Here is a 21,396-nt window from a genome sequence, read left to right as displayed (position 1 = left end):
TGCTCTGAGGTAGAATTCATGTCGGGCAAGGTGGCGTTTTTGTTGATAGCTGTGTTTCTAGATAACTCACATTTTATCAATCACTTACGGCATTCTTGCCCTTTTTTATGCAAAATTCAGGCTAGCATAAATCACTTAGTAGTAAATTACAACTAACTTAGTTGTGCTTTTTAACTAACGACGCGAAAGTGATAGAATCCGCGTTTGCGACAACGGGGACAACGATGGGTAATGCCGATCTCACTGAACAGGAATATCTCGCCAGCTACAACGTCCACGCATTCGATGTGCCATTGACCAGCGTCGACCTGGTCATTTTCACGGTCCGGGAGCAGGCCTTGCACGTGCTGCTGGTGCGCCGTGGCGCCCATCCGGCCAAGGGGCAATGGGCGCTGCCCGGCGGGTTTATCGACATCCGCAACGACCCCGACCTGGACGGAACGGCCTTGCGCAAGCTGCGCGAAAAGACCGGCGTGACGGCGCCCTATCTCGAGCAATTGCAGGGTTTCGGCAGCAGCACGCGCGATCCGCGCGGCTGGTCGGCCACGTTCGCCTATTTTGCGCTGATCGGATCAAGCCATATCGAACTGCAGCACGGAGCGGGAGCCGATGCCGCTTCCTGGCATCCGGTCGGCGCGGCCGGGGTGGACATGGCACTGGCGTTCGATCACGGCGTGATCCTGGCAACGGCAATCCAGCGGCTGCGCAACAAGGTCGAATACACCTCGCTGCCGGCGCACCTGCTGGCGCCGGAATTCACCCTGTCCGATTTGCAGCGCGTGTATGAAATCGTGCTCGGGCGGCCAATCGACAAAAGCGCCTTTCGCAAGCGCGTGAAAGAAGGCGACTTTCTGGAAGAAATCACCGGCAAGCAGCGCCATGGCAGCAATCGTCCGGCGCAGCTGTACCGCATTCGCAGCGGGCAGCCGACCGTGTTTTTCAGCAGGACGATGGGGGCGTGATGGTGATGCTGTCCGATCCGCCACCAGATGCCGGCGGTGCTCCGTAAGCATCTTCGCCAGCTACTGTTACGCTCAGCGCACGTCGTGCTCCGTCCCGGTTGGCAGATGCCAGGCCGGCAGCGTCTCACGGCGGCCTTTCCACTCGTGCGGAATGGCTGCCGCACCGGCGCTACAGGCCACGATTCCGCCCACGATGGCGCAGATGGTATCGCGGTCGCCGCCGGCGCTGACGGCAAGCCACAGCGCCTCTTCATAATTACCGAGATGGTGGCTGCAACACCACAGCGCAAACGGCACGGTATCCTGCGCCGCCATGCCGATGCCGTTGCCGAGAATCGAGACCGCAAACTGCAGCGAATTCACGCTGCCGATCGACTGCGCGCGCACGATGCGCGAACGCACTTCGCTTGGGGGCAGCAGCGCCAGCACGCTCTCGAGAAAATCGCGGGAGGCCGGCAACGTCGCGCATGCGCGCAGACGGCTCGCCTGCGCGGCGGCCAGCGCCACGGCCACGCCTTCCGCGTGCGCGTGCGTTACTTCGGCCGACAGCGCCGCCTGCGCAGCCGCCAGCGCCAGGTCGTCGGCAAAAAACGCGCCCAGGGGCGCGGCGCGCATGGCCGCGCCATTGCCCCACGAGCCCTGCCCCTCGAAGGTGCTGGCGGCAACGTCGCGCCAATCCTCGCCCTTGCTGATGCGGGCCATCACCCGGTGCATCGACGGGCCGTAGGCGCGGTCGTAATCGTAGCGCGCGGCCATGCTGCCGGCCAGCAGGTCCTGGTCGATCCGGCCACGCTGCGCGAGCACGGCCAGGATCGACAGCGACATTTCGGTGTCGTCGGTGTAATGCCAGGGCGCCGGCGGCAAGCGGCGTTCCGCCACATCGGCGTCGGGATCGACCAGCTGGAAAAAGCACTGGCCGAATGCATCGCCGGCCGACAGGCCGTCCAGTGATGCAAGTGCGCGGGAAAATGGACTCATCAGAGATTACCAATAACTAAACAAGGAACACGCGAACCGCCAGGATGGCAGAAATTTCTATTCGGAAGATTGATGGTGCCATATTTTACAGTACGTATTCGTCGCTTGAACCCGGCCGATGTCATCAGCCGACCCATGAAAAATGCATTAACTTCTCGCTGAGCCGGCCCTTTCATTGCCACTTGGCTGAGGTGGTATTATCGGTCAAACCACGACAATAAGCAGCAAGCCCAATGACCGAGTTCACGCATTACGAGCAAAACGCCAAGGAACTGGTCACGCAATACGAATCGCTGTCGTTCGAAGAAGTTCATGCGGGGCTGATCGATCTGCTGCCGGCCCCCGGTGCGACGATTCTCGACGTCGGCGCGGGCTCCGGGCGCGATGCCGCCTGGCTGTCCCGGCACGGATACGATGTCGTCGCCGTCGAACCGTCGGACGCCATGCGCACCCAGGCGCGCGCGCTGCACGGGTCACAGAACATTCACTGGCTATCCGACTCGCTGCCCGACCTGTCCCAGGTCAGGCGGCTGGGACTGACGTTCGACCTGATCCTGCTGTCGGCGGTATGGATGCATGTACCACCCGCGGCACGCGCCCGCGCCCTGCGCAAACTGGCCACCATGCTCGCGCCGAGCGGGCGCATTGCCATCAGCCTGCGCCTGGGCGAACCGGATACCGCGCGCGCCATGCACCAGGTCACGCTGCACGAATTGTCTGCCCACGCCCAGCAATTCGGCCTGCGCCTGCTGCGCGCGACCGACAGCGCCGACCGCCTCGGACGGCCCGGCATCGCATGGACCAGCGCCGTCTTCGGCCTTCCGGACGATGGCCTCGGCGCCCTGCCCCTGCTGCGCCACCTGGTGCTGATCGACGAAAAATCGTCGACCTACAAGATCGCGCTGCTGCGCATCGTGGCGCGCATGGCCGATGCGGCGGGCGGCGCCGCGCGCCATGAAGCCGATTATGTGGCCGTGCCGATGGGATTGGCCGCGCTGTTCTGGATGCGCATGTACAAGCCGCTGATCGAAAGCGGCCTGCCGCAAATGCCGGCATCGCGCGCCGGCACCAAACCCGGTTTTGTGACGGACAGTTTCAATGCCCTGCGCATGATCCATGCCTGCCGAATTACGCGTGGGCGCGGTGTTCGGGGGCGATACGGCCAAACACCTGCACCGCAGCCTGTGGGAGATTGCCCGCACCATTCGCCTGATGCCGGCAAAGTATTTGTGCTGGCCCGCCGGCAGCGAATCAATCTTCGCTATTCATGCGCTGCGCCAGACGGCGGCGCCGTCGACGCTGGTGATCGACGAGCCATTCCTGTGGAGCTTCGGCGAGTTGCGCGTACCGCTCCAGATCTGGCAAGCGCTCACCCGTTACAACGTCTGGGTCGAGCCGGTGCTGGTATCGGAATGGGTACGGCTGATCGAGGCGTATGCGGCCAGGCGCCTGCCCGATATTCGCCAGCGTACGCATGCCCTGCTGGCCTGGGCCGATCCGGAACGCGACACGCGTATTGCGCGCGCCGCCGTCGCGCGCATGCGGGAAGCCGGAAAACCCGTGTATTGCGTCTGGTCCGGCCAGCGCCTGCGCAACGATTATGATGTCGACCACTGCTTTCCCTTCGCCGCCTGGCCTTGCGGCGACGCCTGGAACCTGATGCCCGCATCCAAAAAAATCAATAACGAGAAATCCAACCGCCTGGTAACGCAGGGCGCGCTGGAGCGCGCCAGCGACTGCATCACGACCTGGTGGAGCGACGCGTTTCTGTCCGCCGATGACGATGCCAGCAAGCGTTTCTTTCTCGAAGCGGGGCAAAGCTTGCCCATGCTGAGCGGCAGCGCGCAAGCGTCGGACATTATCGATGCGATGAAGGTGCACCGGATTCGCCTGGCAAAGGACCAGGGCTTGCTGCCATGGGAACCGAAACGCATGCCACCGCCGGCGCCGGCCGCGCCTGCGGACCGGCAGCAGACCCGGCGGGCGCTGGACCCGACCTATTTGAATTGACTTACCGGGAAACCATCGTGTCACCTTTACGCCTCGCTCTTTTCTGCCTCGGCTATGCCATATCCATCGGACACTGCAACTACATGATGTGGTCGCGCGGACCCGAAGCAACTTAAGTAAGTGCGGTAAGTGCGCCTGAATTCCTGTGATTTCTGCGCACTTGCTTAGTTCGTTCGGTGGTATGGAAAGGCCCCTGCGCATTCCCGGAGAAGCGCTCGGGGTGACGGTGGAAGCCGCTTTCCATGGCGGGTGTCAGCGCTCCGCCAGGCGGGCGCGCGGTACCCAGCCCTGGACTTTGCGTCCGCTCCTGGGATTGGTGTAGTTGGCATAGACATAGCCGCCATAGGCTAGGCTGGTGCTGACGCTGTCGCCCGGCACCACGAACACGCCGGGCATGGCGCAGTTGGTATCGGGCGCGCTCAGGAACTGCAGGCGGCCGCTGCCCGCAACACGGCTCGACAGCGGCGCGCTCAGTGGCTGCGCGTTTTTCTGGGCCAGGAACCCGTTCGCACTGCACAGGCTGGGCGATTCGAACGCCATGATCACGTCACCATCCTTCCATTGATAACTTTCCACGCCGGCTTGCGGCTCCGCACGGTCGTTCAGATGCACTACCGGCTCGGCTCCGGACATGCCGCCGCCGCCAAAGTCGCGGCAGCTTCCGAATTCCTTCGACAGCTTGGGCGCGGCGTCCGACAGTTCCAGCAGCAGATAGGCGTTCTTGCAGGTCGTCGCGGCGCGCTGCGCCTGCACGACGATATAGTCGCGCTCGCCCATGGAGGCAAGGGGAAACAGGGAAGCGCCGGCTGCGCCGATGCTGGCGATTTTCTTGCCGGCGACGAAGAGATCGGCGCCTTGCGCGCCCGCCGCGACATCCACCCTGCCATGGCGCGCGTCGATACCGGGGGCGGGCGCCGCCGCAAACGCCAGCAGCGGGGCGAACAGGATCGCGGTGGTGAGTTTTTTGATGTCGATATTGGTCATGTGCGGGCCCAGAAGGTCGCCGTATTCTATCAGTGATGCCAACGCCGGCCCGCGGCTGATGCGCTTGCGTATCCCAACGCACGCACCCGGGCCGTGGGATAGATTATGATGGGCCTACTGCAATTATCGAATTCATATCGCCAACTTCCTATGCAACAGTTCACGCTCCAGCAAAAATCGTTTCTGCTTCTTCTCGCCGTGGTCACCATCGGCTTCGGCTGGATCCTGGCGCCCTATGCGGGCGCCGTGTTCTGGGGCGTGGTGCTGGCGATCCTGTTCGCGCCCCTGAACCGCTGGCTGCTCAAGAAGACCAATAACAAGCCGAACCTGGCGGCCTTGCTGACCTTGCTGTCGATCGTGATAATGGTGATTTTGCCGCTGGCGCTGATCGCCGTGTCGCTGGTCGACCAGGCGGCCAGCGTGTACGAGATGGTCCGCTCCGGCGACATGAGCGTGGGCAACTACTTCAAGAAAATCATGAGCGCGCTGCCGCAGTGGGCCGTCAACCTGCTGGAACGCTTCGACCTGAGCACGCTGTCGAAGTTACAGCAGAAAATGACGGAAGCCGCCTCGCAGGTCAGCCAGACCGTGGCGCGCCAGGCCATCAATGTGGGCAGCTACACCTTCGACCTGATGGTCAGCATGTGCATCATGCTGTACCTGCTGTATTTCCTGCTGCGTGACGGCCAGTCGCTGGCGGCGCGCATCCGCGGCGCCGTACCGCTGAGCCGCAAGTACAAGCAGCGCCTGTTCAACAATTTCACGGCCGTGACCCGCGCCACCGTCAAGGGCAACATCCTGGTGGCGATTGCGCAAGGCGCGCTGGGCGGCATGATATTCTGGTTCCTGGACGTGCAGGCGCCGGTGCTGTGGGGCGTGGTGATGGCCTTCCTGTCGCTGCTGCCGGCCATTGGCGCGGCGCTGGTGTGGGCGCCGGTGGCGGTGTATTTCCTGGTCACTGGTTCGGTCTGGGAAGGCATTACCCTGATCGCCTTCGGCGTGATCGTGATCGGCCTGGTCGACAACATCCTGCGCCCGATTCTGGTGGGCAAGGACACCAAGATGCCGGATTATGTGGTGCTGCTCTCCACGGTGGGCGGCATGGCGCTGTTCGGCTTGAATGGGTTCGTGATCGGGCCGGTGGTCGCGGCGCTGTTCATTGCGTCGTGGGATTTGTTTGCGTCGGCCAGCGAGTTTCATACGGATTGACGCTGTTTCCGAATGTGAAAAGCGACGCGCGACCGGGGTATCCGACAGTCTGACCTACAGACCTGAAAGAGAAAGCACCATGACTGATCGCGATTTGTCTCACAGGCGCCTTGCCGTTGTGGGAGGAGGTCCGAAAGCGGTCGCCTTGGCGGTCAAGGCCAGGGTCTTGAAGTCACTCAAACAGCAGGACACGGAAGTTGTTATCTTCGAAAAGAATTCCATCGGGGCCGCATGGGAGGGCAACCACGGGTTCTCGGATGGCGAGCAACAGCTGTGCACCCTGGCGGAACGCGACCTTGGATTCCCGTACAAGTCCATGTATGGGGCGCGAGCCGACGAACATATGCTGAACTACTCGCGGCAGCGATTCCTGTTAAGTCGCGCGCACGCTTACAGTAATTGGGTCGATGCCGGGCGCAAACCTCCTAAGCACAAGATGTTCACGCTCTACTTGCGCTGGGCATTGAAACGGGCACATAACATTCCGGTGTCTGGCAAGGTCACGCAAGTTCATCAATCGGGTACGCAGTGGGTCGTCGAGTACGAAAATTCCAAAGGTGCCAGCGTGAAGTATGAAGACCCGTTCGACGGCGTGGTGATGACTGGCCCCGGCCCCGCCAGGCCATTGCAGGTACAGCGTGGTGCGGGGCAGCCGGCGACATGTTCACGCATCTTCAACGGCGAAGATTTCTGGCTGCGCCTCAGTGAAGTAAAGGCGCTTATCGCAAGGCTCGGCACTCCCGCCTCGGCCGAGTTCGATACAGACATTCTCATCGTCGGTGGCGGCGGCACCGCTGCGGCAACGCTGGCCTGGCGACTGTCCAATGGCTGCATGAGCCACGCCATTGAAGTGGTGGCTACCCGCGCGGTCTTGCACACCCGGGTGGACAGCCTGTTCGAAAACAGGCTTTTCAGCGAGGAGGAGACGTGGAAGACATTATCGGCGGACAGCCAGGACGAGGTGTTCAACCGTCTCAATCGCGGGGTGGTTTGGGCTACGGTCATCGACAAGGTGTCAGCAGCCGACAGCCTCACCGTCCGGGATGGCAAGGTGAAGTGTATCGAGATCGGCACGTTCAACGGGCGCGAGCAGCTGTCCGTAACAATGACCCAAGGCAATGGCACGGAAGTTGTGATCAAGCCGCATATCCTGATCGATGCCACCGGTTTCGACGCGCGCTGGTTCAAAGCGCTGCTCCCGCAGTGGCCCGCCGGGGTGCGCGATGACGACCTTGAAACGTCTCTTGGCGATGAGCTTCAGTATATGGCGCCATACTGGAACTTGCCATTGCTGCATGCCCCCATGTTGTCAAAGCGCGTGGGGCCAGGGTTCGCCAGCTTAATGGTGCTGGGCGGTATGTCCGACCGCATTCTGCGGGCCTACAGGTAAAACCGCCGGCTTGACTTGAAGTCTGGGGAGATATATACGTGTATACGTTTGCAATTCGCCTTGGAGTTTGCCATGTCCACTGAAAATCTGGTGCTGCGCACGGTTTACGTCGATGCGGACGTTGACGACCAGCTGCGTGACGAAGCGCTCCACAAACAGCTTAGCAAGGCGGACTTGTTTCGCAAGTATTTAGTAACCGGAATCAAAGCGGCGAAGTCACACCCTGATTTGCGCACGCTGAACCCGAAAAACACCCAGGCGTTGGTGCTGCGCACCATCCATATGGATCCCAAGCTGGACGACAAACTGCGCGTCGAAGCGTTCGACAGTCGCACCAGCAAAAACGACCTGATGCGACGCTATGTACAGCTCGGCATGAGTCTGGAGGAAGCTCGCGCGACAGGGGCATCGCGATCTTCACTGCCCGCAGCTATCAAAACAGAACCCGCTCCGGGGAAGAAGACAGGATCATCAAAGCGGCGTCAACCCGGTCAGCACGATTAATCTCCGCACAGGCCGTCGCCGCGCGCCTCAGCCGTCCGCCCTGGGATGCCAGCGCTGCAAGGGCGGCTCTGAGGCGGTGAGCGCTTGCAGGCGCTTGTACAGCAAGCTCGTTTCCAGCAGATTACAGATGCGCAGCATGGTCTCGATCAGGTCGAACGGCTTGGTCAAGAAATCCTTGGCGCCCAGCGACAGCGCGCGGCGCCTGGCTTCCTGGGTCACGTCGGCGCTGAGCACCATGACCGGACGAAACTCGTCGGCGGGGTGCGGCGCGCCAGTTGCTCCAGCACCGCATAGCCGTCCAGGTCCGGCATCATCAGGTCGAGCAGCACCAGGTCGGGATCGAAAGCCGACACCAGATCGAGCGTGTGGCGTGGATCGGTGGTGCTGACGACATTGCGAAACCCTTCCCCCGCCAGACGGCGATGCCAGAGCAGGTGGCTCTGAACTGGGACGGGGGGCGATGCGGTCGTGACGGAAACAAGCGGGCAAGGGGGCGGCGCCGGCAGATGGTCAACAGCGGCAGAACCGCCGAGCGGCCTTACAGCGCGCAAGCGGCGCAACGGACACTGCCGCGTGCCGACGCTCGATTATGCCGTGCCGCGATAGTCAATCTGACTTGTGCCATCGACGAAAAGGGTAAGCGCCAGTTCATCCGCGACCGGCGCCGTGACTATTTGCCGTGCACTTGGGACATTTCACAAGCCCGGTATGGCCGACAGTCCAGCCGCATTCTTCCGCCAAGACCACAGCCCGTGCAGACCAGTCCTCCAGCGGCTCAGTAGCCACTTCATCGCACTCGAAAAATTCACGGCAATTGCTGGTCTCACATTTGAGTAAAAATTCACAGTACAACATCTCTTGCAACAAGTTTTTCATGATGAGGATCAAAGTGTTAAGTGGCCACTAGTTCAGCTACGACCAGGAGAGGGTCAGCGGCGACCAGGTGCAGCAGAAGTGCTGGGGAAGAATCCGACAGTGTCGCTCGCGTAACTGCAAGGTGGGGTACAACTGTCAGCGGCGAAAATAGAAAAAGCCCCGTCAGGGGCTTTCAGAATACGGTGGCGGAAGCGGTGAGATTCGAACTCACGAACGGCTCACACCGTCGCCAGTTTTCAAGACTGGTGCCTTCAACCGCTCGGCCACGCTTCCTGCAGAACGCGATTATACAGAAAACCCCCGCCCTTGGGCAATTTGCCCTCAGCCCATCGCCCACTCCGCAGCTACAACGCCCACCACCGCCGGTTCCACCACCGTGATCAGGTTCTCCGTCGTCAAGGTCGTCGCCAGCACCCCCTGCAATTTCATCATCGTGACAAAATTCGCCTGCGGACCCGCCGCGCCATCCGCATCGAACTGCACCAGCGTATCGTTCCCGCTCTGCAGGTAACGCAGCGCTCCGCTGACGAACGGGTCGCCCGGCGGCACCGCGACGCTCAAGAGCGCCGACACATCGATCCGGTCGCCGCCCGCCCCCACCGCAAAATCGCGCACGCTGAAGATGCTCGTCCCGACGCTTCCCACCACGCCGAAGCGGTCGCTGCCGTCCCCGCCGATGGCGGTCACCAGGTTCGAATTCTGCGTCTCGCGGATCAGGATGATGGCGTCGTCGCCCTCGCCGCCATTGGCGACCACCCGCCCTTGCGCCAGGTAATCATTGGCGTAGATCTCGATCCGGTCGCGGCCAGCGCCACCGAACGCGCCGACATCGGCGTCGGTCTGTACCTTGATGATGTCGTTGCCGCTGCCGCCATTGAGCAGGCCCGCAGTGCCTTCGCTGCTGATCGTGTCGTCCCCCGCCCCGCCGTCAGCCACGACCTGTCCACCGTAGGCGCCGATCCTGTCGTTGCCGTTGCCGCCGTTGAACACATCGTTGCCGCCACCGCTGCCGTACAGCTGGTCGTTACCGTCGCCGCCATTGACCACGTCGTCGCCAATGTGGCCATCGAGCATATCGTCGCCGCCCCCGCCGTTGAGCGTGTCGTTGCCATCCTGGCCGTGCAGGTAATCGTCGCCCGCGCCGCCGCCGAGCAAATCGTTGCCGCTAGACCCGCTCAGGTCGTCGTTGCCATCGCCACCGTGCACGACATCGTTGCCATCGTTGGCCCACACCTGGTCGTTACCGGCGCCGCCGTCGATGGTGTCGTCGAGCACGCCGCCGTAGAGCTTGTCGTTGCCGCTGCCCGCCTCGATTGTCTTGCCGTGCTGCGAGCCATCCTGGTTGTAACCCTCTGCGAAATTGTTGGGGATGAGGTCCTGCGCCTGCACGCCAGTCAGGATTCCCACTGTGCGGAAGCTGCCGGCAGTGTCTGCCGCACCATCGACATCGATCTGCACCAGCGTGTCGCTGCCCTGTTGCAGCAGGCGCGCATAGCCAGGCGCGCCGAAGGGATTGAGATGGGGGAATGGCAGCATGCCCCCGAAGGCCAGCCGGTCGCCGCCGGCACCGGCGCTGAAGTCGTCGATGAAGATGGCTTCGTCGTGCGTGCCGTAGGCGAAAACAAACAGGTCGCTGCCCGCGCCGCCGCTGGCATGCACCTTTGTTGCCGTGGTACCGGGAAAGATGGCGATGCGGTCATCGCCATCGCCGCCGGACACCAGCACATTGCTGGGAATCATGCTGCCGGCTGCCGCGCCGATGTTGAAAGCATCCATGCCCGCGCCGCCGTACAGGCTGTCGTGGCCGGTGCCGCCTTCCAGCATGTCGTTGTCGGCGCCGCCTTCCAGGCGGTCGGCGCCAGGCCCCATGGCGAGCAGGTGGTCATTGCCCGCACCGCCGACCATGATGTTGCTGCCGATGTCATCGTGCAGGTAGTCGGCGCCGTCGCCGCCGCGCAGCACGTCGTCGCCGGCGCCCCCGTCGATCTGGTCCATCCCACCCTCGCCGTCGACCAGATCGTTGCCGGCGTCGCCGAACATATAGTCGTCGCCGCCACCGCCATACACGCTGTCGGCGCCGCCGCCGCCGTACAGGCGGTCGCCCGGGCCATCCTCGTCGCCGCCGTCGATATAGTCGTTGCCGCCGCTGCCGAAGATCAGGTCGGCGCCGCCCAGGCCGAACAGCCGGGCGTCCAGCGCGCCGCCGCGCAGGATGTCATTGTCGGCGGTGCCGGTCAGGTTCAGCCCGGTTACCAGGAAATTTTCCGGACGGATCAACTCGTCGTCGGCGTCGGACAGCATGAAAAATGTGGGCATGGCAATTCCTTGGAAAAGGTTGAAGCGCGACAAAAGGTGCGGTGCGCAAGGCGCGGCCGGCAGCAACTCAGCCCATCGCCCATTCCGCGGCCGCAGTCCCAAGCAGCGCCGGTTGCACGGCGGTAATCAGGTTCTCAGGGGTCAAGGTCGTCGCCAGCACCCCCAGCAACTTCATCATCGTGACGGGACCGGCCTGCGAGCCGGCCGCGCCGTCGGCATCGAATTGCACCAGCGTGTCGTTGGCGCTTTGCACGTAACGCAGCACGCCACTGGCGAACGGGTCGCCCGGCGGCACCGCGCCGCTCAAGAGCGCCGACACATCGATCCGGTCGCCGCCCGCCCCCACCGCAAAATCGCGCACGCTGAATATGCTGGTCCCCACGCTCCCCACCACGCCGAAGCGGTCGCTGCCGTCCCCGCCGATGGCCGTCACCTGGTTCGAATTCTGCGTCTGGCGCGTCAGGATGATGGTGTCGTCGCCCGCGCCGCCGTTAGCCACGACGCGCCCTTGCGCCAGGTAATCGTTGGCGTTGATCTCGATCCGGTCGTTGCCGGCACCCCCGAAGGCGCCCACGTCGGCGTCGGTCTGCACGCGGATGGTGTCGTTGCCGCCACCGCCATTAAGCAGGCCATCGATGGCGGCAGTGCTGATCCGGTCGTCCCCCGCCCCGCCATCGATCACGTAGCTGCCGTAGTAGGCGGACACGCTATCGTTGCCGTTGCCGCCGTTGAGCGTATCGTTGCTGCCCTCGGCGAACAGCTGGTCGTCGCCATCGCCGCCATACAGCAGGTCGTTGCCCTCCTTGCCCGACAGCAGGTCATCGCCAGCGCCGCCGTACAAGGTGTCGTTTCCTTCTGCGCCAGTCAGGTAATCGCCGCCAGCGCCGCCGTCGAGCAGGTCGTTCCCGTAAGAGCCGTCCAGGTCGTCGACGCCATCGTCGCCGCGCAACACGTCGTCGCCAACATTGCCGAGCAGGCGATCGGCGCCGGCCCCGCCATGGATGGTGTCGTTGAGCACGCCGCCGAGGATAAAATCGTTGCCGCCGCCGGCGTACACCAGCATGCCGTTGAGCGAGCCATCCTGGTTATAGCCTTCGACAAAATTGTTTGGCAAAACGTCCTGCGCGCGCACGCCGAGCAGGGTGGCGACGGTGCGGAAAGTGGCGGCGCTGCCGGCGGCGCCATCGGCGTCGCTCTGCACCAGGGTATCGTTGCCTTGCTGCAGCAGGCGCGCGTAGCCGGGAGCGCCGAAGGGATTGCTGTTGTAGAACGGCTGCAGGGAGCCAATGGCGAGCTTGTCGCCACCGGGGCCCGCCACGAAATCGTCGATGATGATGGTTTCGCCGTGCACGCCCTGGGAAAACGCAAACGCGTCGCTGCCGGCGCCGCCGCTGGCGTGCACCATAATCGGCGCCGCCGTTGCATGAAAGCCGAGCGTGTCGTTGCCGTCGCCGCCGGACAGCAGCCACTCGCCGGGCGCAGTGCTGCCCGCCGCCGCCCTGACCGTGAGCGAGTCGTGGCCGGCGCCGCCATACAGGCTGTCGTTGCCGTTGCCGCCTTCAAGTCCGTCGTTGCCGGTGCCGCCGTCGAGGCGGTCGGCCCCGGCGCCGGTGGCGCTCAGGCTGTCGTCGCCTGCGTCGCCGAGGAGAACGTTGCTGCCGAGATTGTCGGTCAGGAAGTCGCGTCCATCGCCGCCGCGCACCAGGTCGTCCCCGGCCCCGCCGTCGATCTGGTCGGTGCCGCTTTCGCCGTCAAGTGCGTCGTTGCCGGCGTCGCCGAACATGACGTCGTCGCCTGCGCCGCCGAACACGCTGTCGGCGCCGTCGCCGCCGTACAAGCGGTCGCCCGAGCCGTCCTCGTCGCCACCGTCGATGGTGTCGTTGCCGCCCTCACCGCGAATCAGGTCGGCGCCAGCCAGGCCGAAGATGCGGTCGTCGAGCGCGCCGCCGCGCAGGATGTCATTGTTGGCGGTGCCGGTCAGGGTCAGGCCGGTCACCAGAAAATTCGCCGGACGCAACAGTTCGTCGTCGGCTGTGGACAGCATGAAAAATGTGGACATGGCAACTCCTAACAGAAGGTTGAGTCGAGCCAAGAAAAGCGTTCCGCACTGCGCGGACAGCTATGATGCGCCGTTCCCTCGCCAGTGTCGAGACGCGCGCTGCCGCGCCCTTGCGCGGAGCAAGGGCGTGGCAGCGCGCCTGGCTTGCGCCGGTCAGCCGAGCAGGAACGCGGCTGCGGGGGCATCGGCCACGCCCACCAGTTGCACCGGTGCGCCGGCGGTCCCGATCACATTGTCGCTGGTGATGCTGGTAGCGAGCACGTTTTGCAAGCTCATCAGCGTAGCCGCAAGCTGCGGACCGGCGCCGCCGTCGGCGTCGAAGCGCACCAGGGTGGCGCTGCCGCTCTGCACGAACTCGAGCAAGCCGGCAGGCGATGCCAGGCCAGTCAGGTCGATGCGGTCGCCCCCGGCGCCGGCTGCGAAATCCTTCACGGTCAGGCTGCCCAGCCGTCCTTCTCCGCGCAGCACGTAGGTGTCGATGCCGGCGCCGCCGCTGGCGTTGACGGCCGTGTTGTCGAGCGCGCCGCGCGTGACGACGATGGTGTCGGCGTCGTCGCCGCCGGAGGCCACCACCCTCCCGGCCACAGCCTGCTGCGTTGCGGCGATCTCGATGACGTCGGCGCCGCGCCCGCCCAACAGGCCGCTGTTGCCGCTGCCGGTCAGCTTGAGCACATCGTTGCCGTTGCCGCCGTTCAGTTGCACGCTGCCGCTGCCGCCGTCGAGGGTATCGTTGCCGGCGCCGCCGTCGAGCACGTCGTCGCCCTGGTCGGCGAACAGCGCATCGTCGCCGTTGCCGCCGTTGATGGTGTCGGTCCCGGCGCCGCCGTGCAGCACGTCGTTGCCTTCGAAGCCGCCCAGCTCGTCATTGCCGGCGCCACCATCGAGGCTGTCGTCGCCATCGCCGGCGCGCAGGATGTCGGCGCCTTCTCCACCGTCGAGCGTGTCGTTGCCGATGCCGCCGTCGAGCAGGTCGGCGCCGTCCCCGCCTTGCAGCAGGTCGGTGCCCTGCCCGCCTTCCAGCACATCGGCGCCGGCGCCGCCGTCGAGCTTGTCGTTGCCGTCGCCGCCGTTCAGGCTGTCGGTGCCGGCGTCACCGAGCAGCGTGTCGTTGTCGTTGCCGCCTTGCAGCAGATCGTCGCCTTCGCCACCGTGCAGGGTGTCATTGTGGCTGCCGCCGAGCAGGGTGTCGTTGCCCTGGAAACCGACCAGCACGTCAACGCCTCCCTGGCCGTCGAGCACATCGTTGCTGCGCCCGCCCTTGAAATCATCCTGGTCTTCGCGCGTGCCGGACAGGTGGATGCCGTCCTCGGAGCCGTTCGGATTCATGCCGCCGGCGATGAACCTGGCGTCCAGCTGGGCGGGCGTGACACCGTCGAGTGTCAGGATGGTGCGAAAGCTTGCAGCGCTGCCCGCAGCGCCGTCGTCGTCGAGCTGAAACACGGTGCTGTTGCCGCGCTGCTCCACGCGCAGGTAGCCGAGCGCGCCGAAGGGATTGCTGACGTAGTTGGCGGCAACCTGCGGAATCAGGGCGTCCAGGTCGATCACGTCGAGGCGGTAGCCGCGATGGAAGTCGGTAATGGTCACCTGCCCGGCGCGGCTACCCGGCGCGAACACGTAGGTGTTGCCGCCGTACTCCCGCCCGCTGACCAGGACGTCCTGGAATGCCAGCGAGGGGCCGAAGGTCATCACGTCGCCGCCCGAGGCCAGCAGGCGCACCGTGCCTTTGGCGCCGCCCGTGAAATCGGCGAACAGGTGGTTCTCGCCGTAGCCGCCGTCGAGCGTATCGCCGACGCCGCCGGTGAGGGTGTCGTTGCCCACGCCGCCGTCGACCGTGTCGCTGCCGGCGCCGGTGGTGACGATCACGTCGTTCCCGTAACCGCCCGCCAGCACATTGTTGCCTTCGACATCGGTGAGCGTGTCGTCGTCGTATTCGCCGGCGAGGATATCGTCGCCCGCGCCGCCGGTGATGACATCCTTGCCGAATCCGCCCACGATGCTGTCGTTGCCGGCTTCGCCGGCCAGGGTGTTGTTGCCGCTGCCGCCGAACAGGCTGTCGTTGCCGTTGCCGCCTTGCAGCAGGTCGTCATCCGCGCCGCCCTCGAGCAGATCGTTGCCGGCGCCGCCGAGCAGGGTGTCGTTGCCGCCCAGGCCGATCAGGTGTTCGGCGCGCTCGGCGCCCTGGATGCTGTCGGCGCCTTCCGTACCGGTCAACACCCCGCCGGCGAAGCCGATCAGGGGATCGTAGCCCTGCTTGAAATGGGCGCTGGTGAGGCTGGCGGCGTTCACGTTGCGCAGAACCATGATGTCCCTCAGAGGGTTCTGGGGATCGGCCGCGCCGTCACCGTCGTGGCGCAGAACCGTATCGGCCCCACGCTGTTCCAGGCGCAGGTATCCATCGGCGCCGAACGGATTGCCGGGATAGCCGCTGCCCACGCTCAACATGTACAGGTCGATCACATCGTTTTCCGCACCCACCGAAAAATCGTTCACGATCACGGTCGGGGTGCTGTCCGCGTAGCCGGTGGTCCACAGGTAGAAGGTATCGCGCCCGCTGCCGCCGCTCGCGGTGAGCGTCACCCCGGGCGCCCCGTCCCAGATCTCGAGGCGGTCGTCGCCGGCGCCGCCGGACAATTGCACCGAGCCGAGCTTGGAGGGCTGGTAACCGCTGCCCGCAGTCAAGGTGTCGTTGCCGTCCCCGCCGTCGAGCAGACTGTGGCCGGCGTAATCCGCCGACAGCTTGTCGTTGCCTGCGCCGCCGAGCACGGTATCCGAGCCGTCGCCGCCATCGACGGTGTCGTCGCCCTCACCGCCGTCGAGCTGGTCGTTGCCCTCGCCGCCGGAGATCCCATCGCTGCCGTCACCGCCCAGCACGGTATCGTTGCCCGCGCCCGCGTAGAAGCTGTCGCCGCCGCCGTTGCCTTCGTAGCGGTCGTTCAGGTGGGAGCCGATGATGCCGTCATTGCGCTCGTCGCCGATGAAAGTCTCGCCATCGTCAATCCCGTCCGCAGTGATCTGGCTGGTCGAGATGCTGGCCGCGACCGCCTCGGCGGCCACGCCTTCGAGCCGCAGCACGGTCTTGAAGCCGGACGCGCTGCCCTTGGCGCCGTCGGCGTCGAATTGCAGCAGCGTGTCGGCGCCGGACTGCACCAGTTTCAGATAGCCGCGTGCGCTGGAAAACGGGTCGCCCAGCGACAGGTCGATCCCGGCTAGCAGACGGCTGACGTCGATCCGGTCGCCTTCGGGGCCGGCGACGAAATCGGTGACCACGTAGCCGGCCGGGCCGCTTGCGCGTTCCAGCTGGTACACATCGCGCCCGGCGCCGCCGCTCACGCGCGCCGTGCCCTGGTTGAGGAAGGATACGCTGAACAGGTCGTTGCCATCGCCGCCGTCGGCCACGGTGGTGGCGAGCGCTTCATTGGCACGGGTACGGAGCGTGATGCGGTCGTTGCCGGCGCCGCCGCTGAAGGTGTCCTGCCCATCGCCGAGCAAGGCGTCGTTGCCGTCACCGCCATCGAGCACGGCGCTGCCGCCGCGCTCCGAGTACAGAAGGTCGACGCCGGCGCCGCCCGTCAGCAAATCGCGCCCTTCGTAATCGTTGAGCGTGTCGTGGCCCGCGCCGCCGTGCAAGGTGTCGTTGCCCAGTTCGCCCTTGAGCTGGTCGTTGCCGGCACCGCCATCGGCGAAGTCGTTGCCCAAGTGGCCGTTCAGCTCGTCGCTGCCGCGACCGCCGAGAAGGGTGTCGTTGCCGTCGAAGCCGTACAGAACGTCATAGCCGGCGGACACGTCGTCCGGATCGTTGCTGGTAATGTAGTCGTCACCGGCATAGCCCCACATGCGATCCGAGCCGCCGTTGCCCGAAATCGTGTCGTTCAATTGCGAGCCATACAGAATGTCGTCGCCGCTCGAACCCTGCAGATTGTCGCCGGGGGCGGCCAGGGTGGTGACGGGGCTGGCCTGGAGGACAGCGTTGCTGGCAAGGTCGGCGGGCTGCTCGGTGACGGCGTTGGAAATGGTCATGTGGGTCCTGGGAATGGTGATCGGTTGAAGGCGTTCAACGTCAATCATGCCCGTGCCCGATTGGAATGTACAGAAGTTAAGATTGAAGAATATGTAACAATCTGCGACAGGGACGGCAAGGCGCATCGCACCTTGCCGCCGCCCGCCGGTTTAGCCGATCAGCTGCGCGGCGACAGGCACGCCGACCAGTTCCACCGGCGCGCCGCCGACGCCAAGGTCGACCACGTTGTCGCTGCTCATGCTGCTGGCGACGACGTTTTGCAAGGTCATCAGGGTGGCCGCGGCCAGCGGGCCGGCGGCGCCATCGGCGTCGAAGCGCACCAGGGTCGCGCTGCCGCTCTGCACGAACTCGAGCAAACCGCCTGGCGTCGCCAGTCCGGCGAGGTCGATGCGGTCGCCGCCGGCGCCGGCCGCGAAATCCTTCACCGTCAGGCTGCCCAGCCGCCCTTCTCCGCGCAGCACGTACGTGTCGATGCCGGTCCCGCCGCTGGCGTTGACGGCCGTGTTATCCAGCGCGCCGCGCGTGACGACGATGGTGTCGGCGTCGTCGCCGCCGGCGGCCACCACGCGCCCCGCAAGTGCCTGCTGCGTTGCCGCGATCTCGATGAGGTCGGCGCCGCGTCCGCCGAACAGGCCGCTGTTGCCGCTACCCGTGACCTTGAGCGTGTCGTTGCCGTTGCCGCCATTGAGCTGCACACTGCCGCTGCCGCCGTCCAGGGTGTCGTTGCCGGCGCCGCCCTCGAGCACGTCGTCGCCCTGGTCGGCGAACAGCGCATCGTCGCCGTTGCCGCCGTTGACGGTGTCGGTCCCGGCGCCGCCGTGCAGCACGTCGTTGCCCTCGCCACCGTTGATCTCGTCGTTGCCGGCGCCGCCGTCGAAGCTGTCGTCGCCATCGCCGGCCTTGAGGATGTCGGCGCCGTCGCCGCCGCCGAGCGTGTCGTTGCCGATGCCGCCATCGAGCAGATCGTTGCCGACGCCGCCGTCGAGCTTGTCGTCACCCTCGCCGCCCAGCAGGCTGTCGGCGCCATCCTCGCCGAACAAGGTGTCGTTATCCTGCTGGCCTTCGAGCAGGTCATTGCCCACGCCGCCGTACAAGGTGTCGTTCTCGGTACCTCCCTTGAGCACATCGCTACCCTGGAAACCGTATACCTTGTCATCGCCCTGGGCGCCGTCGAGCGTGTCGTTGCTGCGTCCGCCGTTGATGGTCTCGCTGTAGTGCGAACCCCACATGTTGATGCCGTCTTCCGACCCGTTCGGATTCATGCCGCCGGCGATGTGGCTGGCATTGAGCTGCGCGGGCAGCACGGCGTTGATAGTGAGAATGGTGCGAAAGGTCGCCGCGCTGCCGGCCGCACCGTCGTCGTCGGCCTGGACCAGGGTACTGTTGCCATTGGCTAGCAGGCGCAGGTAGCCGAGCGCGCCGAACGGGTTGCTGACGTAATTGGCCGCGACCTGCGGCACCAGGGCGTCCAGGTCGATCACCTCGCTGGTGTTGTCCAGGTCGAAATCGTTGATGGTGACCTGCCCCCGGTGGCTGCCGGGCGCGAACACGTAGGTATTGCCGCCGTACCCGTCGTCGTTGGTGATCACGTCCTGGAATGCCAGCGAGGGGCCGAAGGTGAATACGTCGTCGCCCGCACTGCCCAGCATGCGCACGGTGCCTGTGGCGCCGCCCGTGAAATCGGCGAACAGGCGGTTCCAGCCCGAGCCACCGTCGAGCGTATCGCCGGCGCCGCCGGTGAGGGTGTCGTCGCCGTGGCCGCCGTCGACCTTGTCGCTGCCGCTGCCGGTCGTGACGATCACGTCATTGCCGTCGCCGCCCATCAGCACGTTGTTGCCTTCGGCATCGGTGAGGATGTCGTCGTCGAAGTCGCCGCTGAGGATGTCGTCGCCCGCGCCGCCGGTCAGCACATCCTTGCCGGCCCCGCCCACCAAGCTGTCGTTGCCCGCTTCGCCGGCCAGCGTGTCGTCGCCCGTGCCGCCGAAGAGGCTGTCGTTGCCGCTGCCGCCTTGCAGCAGGTCGGCATCAATGCCGCCCTCAAGCAGGTCGTCGCCGCCGCCGCCGACAAGGGTGTCGCTGCCGCCCAGGCCGATGAGTTGTTCGGCGCGCGCGTCGCCCTGGATGTTGTCGGCGCCGGCCGTGCCGGTCAGCACCCGGCTGAAGAAGCCGGCCGCGGGATCGTCGCCCTGCTTGAAGTTGGCGCTGGTCAAGCTGGTCGCGCTGACGTTGCGCAGGGTCAGCATGTCGATCAGGGTGGCGGCACTGCCGGCCGCGCCATCGTTGTCGTAGCGCAGCACCGTGTCGGCGCCGCGCTGTTCCAGGCGCAGGTAGCCATCGGCGCCAAACGGGTTACCGGTGTAGTTCCACGCCGGGCCCGCCAGGGACAGGTTAAGCACGTCGCCGCCGGCGCCCGCCGAAAAATCGGTCAAGGTCACGTTGGCGATGTTTTCAGGCCGGCCGTACAGCGACAGGCGGAAGGTGTCGAGTCCGCTGCCGCCGCTCGCGCTCACCGTCACCTCCGGTGGCGCCTGGGCGATATCGAACTTGTCGTCGCCAGCGCCGCCGGACAGCTGCACCGTGCCGAACTTGATGCTCGCCCAACCACCCACCTCCAGAAAATCGTTGCCGTCACCGGCGTCGAGCACGCTGTCGCCGGCGTAATCCGCCGACAGCCTGTCGTTGCCTGCGCCGCCGAGCAGGATGTTCGCGCCTGCGCCGCCGTCCACGATGTCATCGCCTTCGCCACCTTCGATGCGGTCGTCGCCGCTTTCTCCGAACAGCCAATCGGCGCCGTCGCCGCCAAACAGGGTGTCGCTGCCCGCACCCGCCTGCACGGTGTCGGCGCCGCCGTTGCCGTCGTAGCGGTCGTTCAGATGGGAGCCGAGAATGTCGTCGTTGCGGCCGCCGGCGATGAGGGTCTCGCCATCGTTGATGCCGGCTGGAGTGAGCGCGCTGGCCGAGATGTTCGCCGCCACCGCCTGCGCCGCCGCGCCTTCGAGCCGCAGCACGGTCTTGAAGGCGGACGCCGTGCCCTGCGCGCCGTCGGCGTCGAATTGCAGCACCGTGTCGGCGCCGTCCTGCACCAGTTTCAGGTAGCCGCGCGCGCTGGAAAACGGGTCGCCCAAGGACAGGTCGACGCCGGCCAGCAGCGTGCTGACGTCGATCCGGTCGCCCTCGGGGCCGCTGGCGAAATCGGTCACCACGTAGCCGTTGGCGCCGCTCTCGCGTTCCAGCAGGTACACGTCGCGCCCGCCGCCGCCGGTCACGCGCGCCGTGCCCTGGTTGAGGAAGCCCACGCTGAACAGGTCGTTGCCATCGCCGCCGTCGGCCAGGGTGGTAGCAAGCGCTTCATTGGCGCGCGTGCGGATCGTGATGCGGTCGTTGCCGCCGCCGCCGATAAATGTATCCTGGCCGTCGCCCAGCAACACGTCGTTGTCAAGGCCGCCGTCGAGCAGGGCACTGCCGCCCCGTTCCGAGTACAGCAGGTCGACGCCGGCGCCGCCCGTCAGCAAGTCGCGTCCTTCGTAGTCGTTGAGCGTGTCGTGACCCGCGCCGCCGTGCAAGGTGTCGTTGCCCAGTTCGCCCACGATCCGGTCGTTGCCGGCGCCGCCATCGGCGAAGTCATTGCCGAGTTGGCCGTTCAGGTTGTCGCTGCCGCGCCCGCCCAGGAGGGTGTCGTTGCCGTCGAAGCCGAACAGGTCGTCGTAGCCGGCGCGCGAGTCGTCGTCCGGATCGTTGCTGGTGATGTAGTCGTCGCCGCCATAGCCCCACATGCGGTCCGAGCCGCCATTGCCCGAAATCGTGTCGTTGAGATCGGAGGCATACAGCGAGTCGCTGCCGCGCCCGCCCTGCAGATTCTGGCCGACGCCGGCCAGGGTGGTGCCGGGGCTGGCCTGGAGGGCAGCGTTGCCGCTGAGGTCGGCGTGATGATTGGTGACGGCGCTGGAAGTGCTCATGTGGGTCCCGGGAATGATGTTCGTTGAAGGCGTTCAACGTCATCATGCCGGTGCCCGATTGGAATGTACAGAAGTTAAGATTGAAGAATGTGTAACAATTTGCGACAAGGGCGGCAAGGCGTTGTGCACCTTGC

General features: G+C 65.2%; 13 protein-coding genes, 1 tRNA gene and 2 pseudogenes. 7 read left to right on the top strand and 9 right to left on the bottom strand.

Annotated features, from left to right (window positions below):
* Positions 1–224 precede the first annotated feature (224 nt).
* Positions 225–962: an NUDIX hydrolase gene (locus F2P45_RS28850; RefSeq protein ID WP_166881659.1), complete on the top strand. Its 738-nt coding sequence runs from the start codon at positions 225–227 to the stop codon at positions 960–962.
* Positions 963–1,034: 72 nt separating this feature from the next.
* Here F2P45_RS28850 and F2P45_RS28845 read toward each other — a convergent pair whose 3' ends face one another.
* Positions 1,035–1,940, bottom strand: coding sequence for an ADP-ribosylglycohydrolase family protein (locus tag F2P45_RS28845; protein ID WP_166881658.1), 906 nt, complete (start codon positions 1,938–1,940; stop codon positions 1,035–1,037).
* 233 nt (positions 1,941–2,173) lie between these two features.
* Between F2P45_RS28845 and F2P45_RS37560 the strand changes: the two are divergent.
* The 3 genes and pseudogenes from F2P45_RS37560 to F2P45_RS28835 form a co-directional block, all read left to right on the top strand.
* Positions 2,174–3,055 (top strand): annotated as a pseudogene (locus F2P45_RS37560) (class I SAM-dependent methyltransferase); the annotation flags it as partial.
* 1 nt (position 3,056) lies between these two features.
* Positions 3,057–3,344 (top strand): annotated as a pseudogene (locus F2P45_RS37555) (DUF8808 domain-containing protein); the annotation flags it as partial.
* 156 nt (positions 3,345–3,500) lie between these two features.
* Positions 3,501–3,950 carry an HNH endonuclease domain-containing protein gene (locus F2P45_RS28835; protein WP_166881656.1) on the top strand — a complete coding sequence of 150 codons (450 nt, stop codon included), beginning with the start codon at positions 3,501–3,503 and terminating at the stop codon, positions 3,948–3,950.
* Positions 3,951–4,202: 252 nt separating this feature from the next.
* On the opposite strand, the gene F2P45_RS28830 is transcribed toward F2P45_RS28835, so the two are convergent.
* Positions 4,203–4,934 (bottom strand): hypothetical protein, encoded by a 732-nt coding sequence (locus F2P45_RS28830; RefSeq protein ID WP_166881636.1) that lies wholly within the window; start codon positions 4,932–4,934, stop codon positions 4,203–4,205.
* Between the two features lie 150 nt (positions 4,935–5,084).
* Here F2P45_RS28830 and F2P45_RS28825 point away from each other — a divergent pair, with 150 nt between their 5' ends.
* From F2P45_RS28825 to F2P45_RS28815, 3 genes are all read left to right on the top strand, one after another.
* Positions 5,085–6,143 carry an AI-2E family transporter gene (locus F2P45_RS28825; RefSeq protein WP_166881655.1) on the top strand — a complete coding sequence of 353 codons (1,059 nt, stop codon included), beginning with the start codon at positions 5,085–5,087 and terminating at the stop codon, positions 6,141–6,143.
* A gap of 79 nt (positions 6,144–6,222) precedes the next feature.
* Positions 6,223–7,533, top strand: coding sequence for an FAD/NAD(P)-binding protein (locus F2P45_RS28820; RefSeq protein ID WP_166881654.1), 1,311 nt, complete (start codon positions 6,223–6,225; stop codon positions 7,531–7,533).
* A 72-nt stretch (positions 7,534–7,605) separates the two neighbouring features.
* The gene (locus tag F2P45_RS28815; RefSeq protein WP_166881653.1) at positions 7,606–8,037 is read left to right on the top strand and encodes a hypothetical protein; all 432 of its coding nucleotides are present in this window, start codon (positions 7,606–7,608) and stop codon (positions 8,035–8,037) included.
* Between the two features lie 27 nt (positions 8,038–8,064).
* Here F2P45_RS28815 and F2P45_RS36520 read toward each other — a convergent pair whose 3' ends face one another.
* The 7 genes from F2P45_RS36520 to F2P45_RS28785 form a co-directional block, all read right to left on the bottom strand.
* Complete coding sequence (locus F2P45_RS36520) at positions 8,065–8,274, bottom strand: response regulator (RefSeq protein WP_229505358.1); 210 nt, start codon at positions 8,272–8,274, stop codon at positions 8,065–8,067.
* Positions 8,253–8,597 carry a response regulator gene (locus tag F2P45_RS36515; protein WP_229505357.1) on the bottom strand — a complete coding sequence of 115 codons (345 nt, stop codon included), beginning with the start codon at positions 8,595–8,597 and terminating at the stop codon, positions 8,253–8,255. The genes F2P45_RS36520 and F2P45_RS36515 overlap by 22 nt, the downstream gene beginning before the upstream one ends.
* A gap of 499 nt (positions 8,598–9,096) precedes the next feature.
* Positions 9,097–9,186: transfer RNA gene (locus tag F2P45_RS28805), tRNA-Ser, on the bottom strand.
* 48 nt (positions 9,187–9,234) lie between these two features.
* Positions 9,235–11,229: a calcium-binding protein gene (locus tag F2P45_RS28800; protein WP_166881652.1), complete on the bottom strand. Its 1,995-nt coding sequence runs from the start codon at positions 11,227–11,229 to the stop codon at positions 9,235–9,237.
* Between the two features lie 67 nt (positions 11,230–11,296).
* Positions 11,297–13,288, bottom strand: a complete 1,992-nt coding sequence (locus tag F2P45_RS28795; RefSeq protein ID WP_166881651.1) for a calcium-binding protein — start codon at positions 13,286–13,288, stop codon at positions 11,297–11,299.
* A gap of 153 nt (positions 13,289–13,441) precedes the next feature.
* The gene (locus tag F2P45_RS36845; RefSeq protein WP_166881650.1) at positions 13,442–17,305 is read right to left on the bottom strand and encodes a calcium-binding protein; all 3,864 of its coding nucleotides are present in this window, start codon (positions 17,303–17,305) and stop codon (positions 13,442–13,444) included.
* Positions 17,306–17,455: 150 nt separating this feature from the next.
* Positions 17,456–21,262 carry a calcium-binding protein gene (locus F2P45_RS28785; RefSeq protein WP_166881649.1) on the bottom strand — a complete coding sequence of 1,269 codons (3,807 nt, stop codon included), beginning with the start codon at positions 21,260–21,262 and terminating at the stop codon, positions 17,456–17,458.
* Positions 21,263–21,396: the final 134 nt, after the last annotated feature.

The organism is Massilia mucilaginosa (assembly GCF_011682145.1).
GTDB lineage: Bacteria > Pseudomonadota > Gammaproteobacteria > Burkholderiales > Burkholderiaceae_D > Telluria_A > Telluria_A mucilaginosa.
The sequence above is the reverse complement of the archived record's forward strand: the minus strand, read 5'-3'. Positions and strand labels throughout refer to the sequence as shown.

What these genes read in the sequence shown, in the direction of transcription:
- F2P45_RS28850 (WP_166881659.1), top strand. Translation starts at nt 225, where the DNA reads ATGGGTAATGCCGATCTCACTGAACAGGAATATCTCGCCAGCTACAAC.
- F2P45_RS28845 (WP_166881658.1), bottom strand. Translation starts at nt 1,940, where the DNA reads ATGAGTCCATTTTCCCGCGCACTTGCATCACTGGACGGCCTGTCGGCC.
- F2P45_RS28830 (WP_166881636.1), bottom strand. Translation starts at nt 4,934, where the DNA reads ATGACCAATATCGACATCAAAAAACTCACCACCGCGATCCTGTTCGCC.
- F2P45_RS28825 (WP_166881655.1), top strand. Translation starts at nt 5,085, where the DNA reads ATGCAACAGTTCACGCTCCAGCAAAAATCGTTTCTGCTTCTTCTCGCC.
- F2P45_RS28820 (WP_166881654.1), top strand. Translation starts at nt 6,223, where the DNA reads ATGACTGATCGCGATTTGTCTCACAGGCGCCTTGCCGTTGTGGGAGGA.
- F2P45_RS28815 (WP_166881653.1), top strand. Translation starts at nt 7,606, where the DNA reads ATGTCCACTGAAAATCTGGTGCTGCGCACGGTTTACGTCGATGCGGAC.
- F2P45_RS36520 (WP_229505358.1), bottom strand. Translation starts at nt 8,274, where the DNA reads ATGGTGCTCAGCGCCGACGTGACCCAGGAAGCCAGGCGCCGCGCGCTG.
- F2P45_RS28800 (WP_166881652.1), bottom strand. Translation starts at nt 11,229, where the DNA reads ATGCCCACATTTTTCATGCTGTCCGACGCCGACGACGAGTTGATCCGT.
- F2P45_RS28795 (WP_166881651.1), bottom strand. Translation starts at nt 13,288, where the DNA reads ATGTCCACATTTTTCATGCTGTCCACAGCCGACGACGAACTGTTGCGT.
- F2P45_RS36845 (WP_166881650.1), bottom strand. Translation starts at nt 17,305, where the DNA reads ATGACCATTTCCAACGCCGTCACCGAGCAGCCCGCCGACCTTGCCAGC.
- F2P45_RS28785 (WP_166881649.1), bottom strand. Translation starts at nt 21,262, where the DNA reads ATGAGCACTTCCAGCGCCGTCACCAATCATCACGCCGACCTCAGCGGC.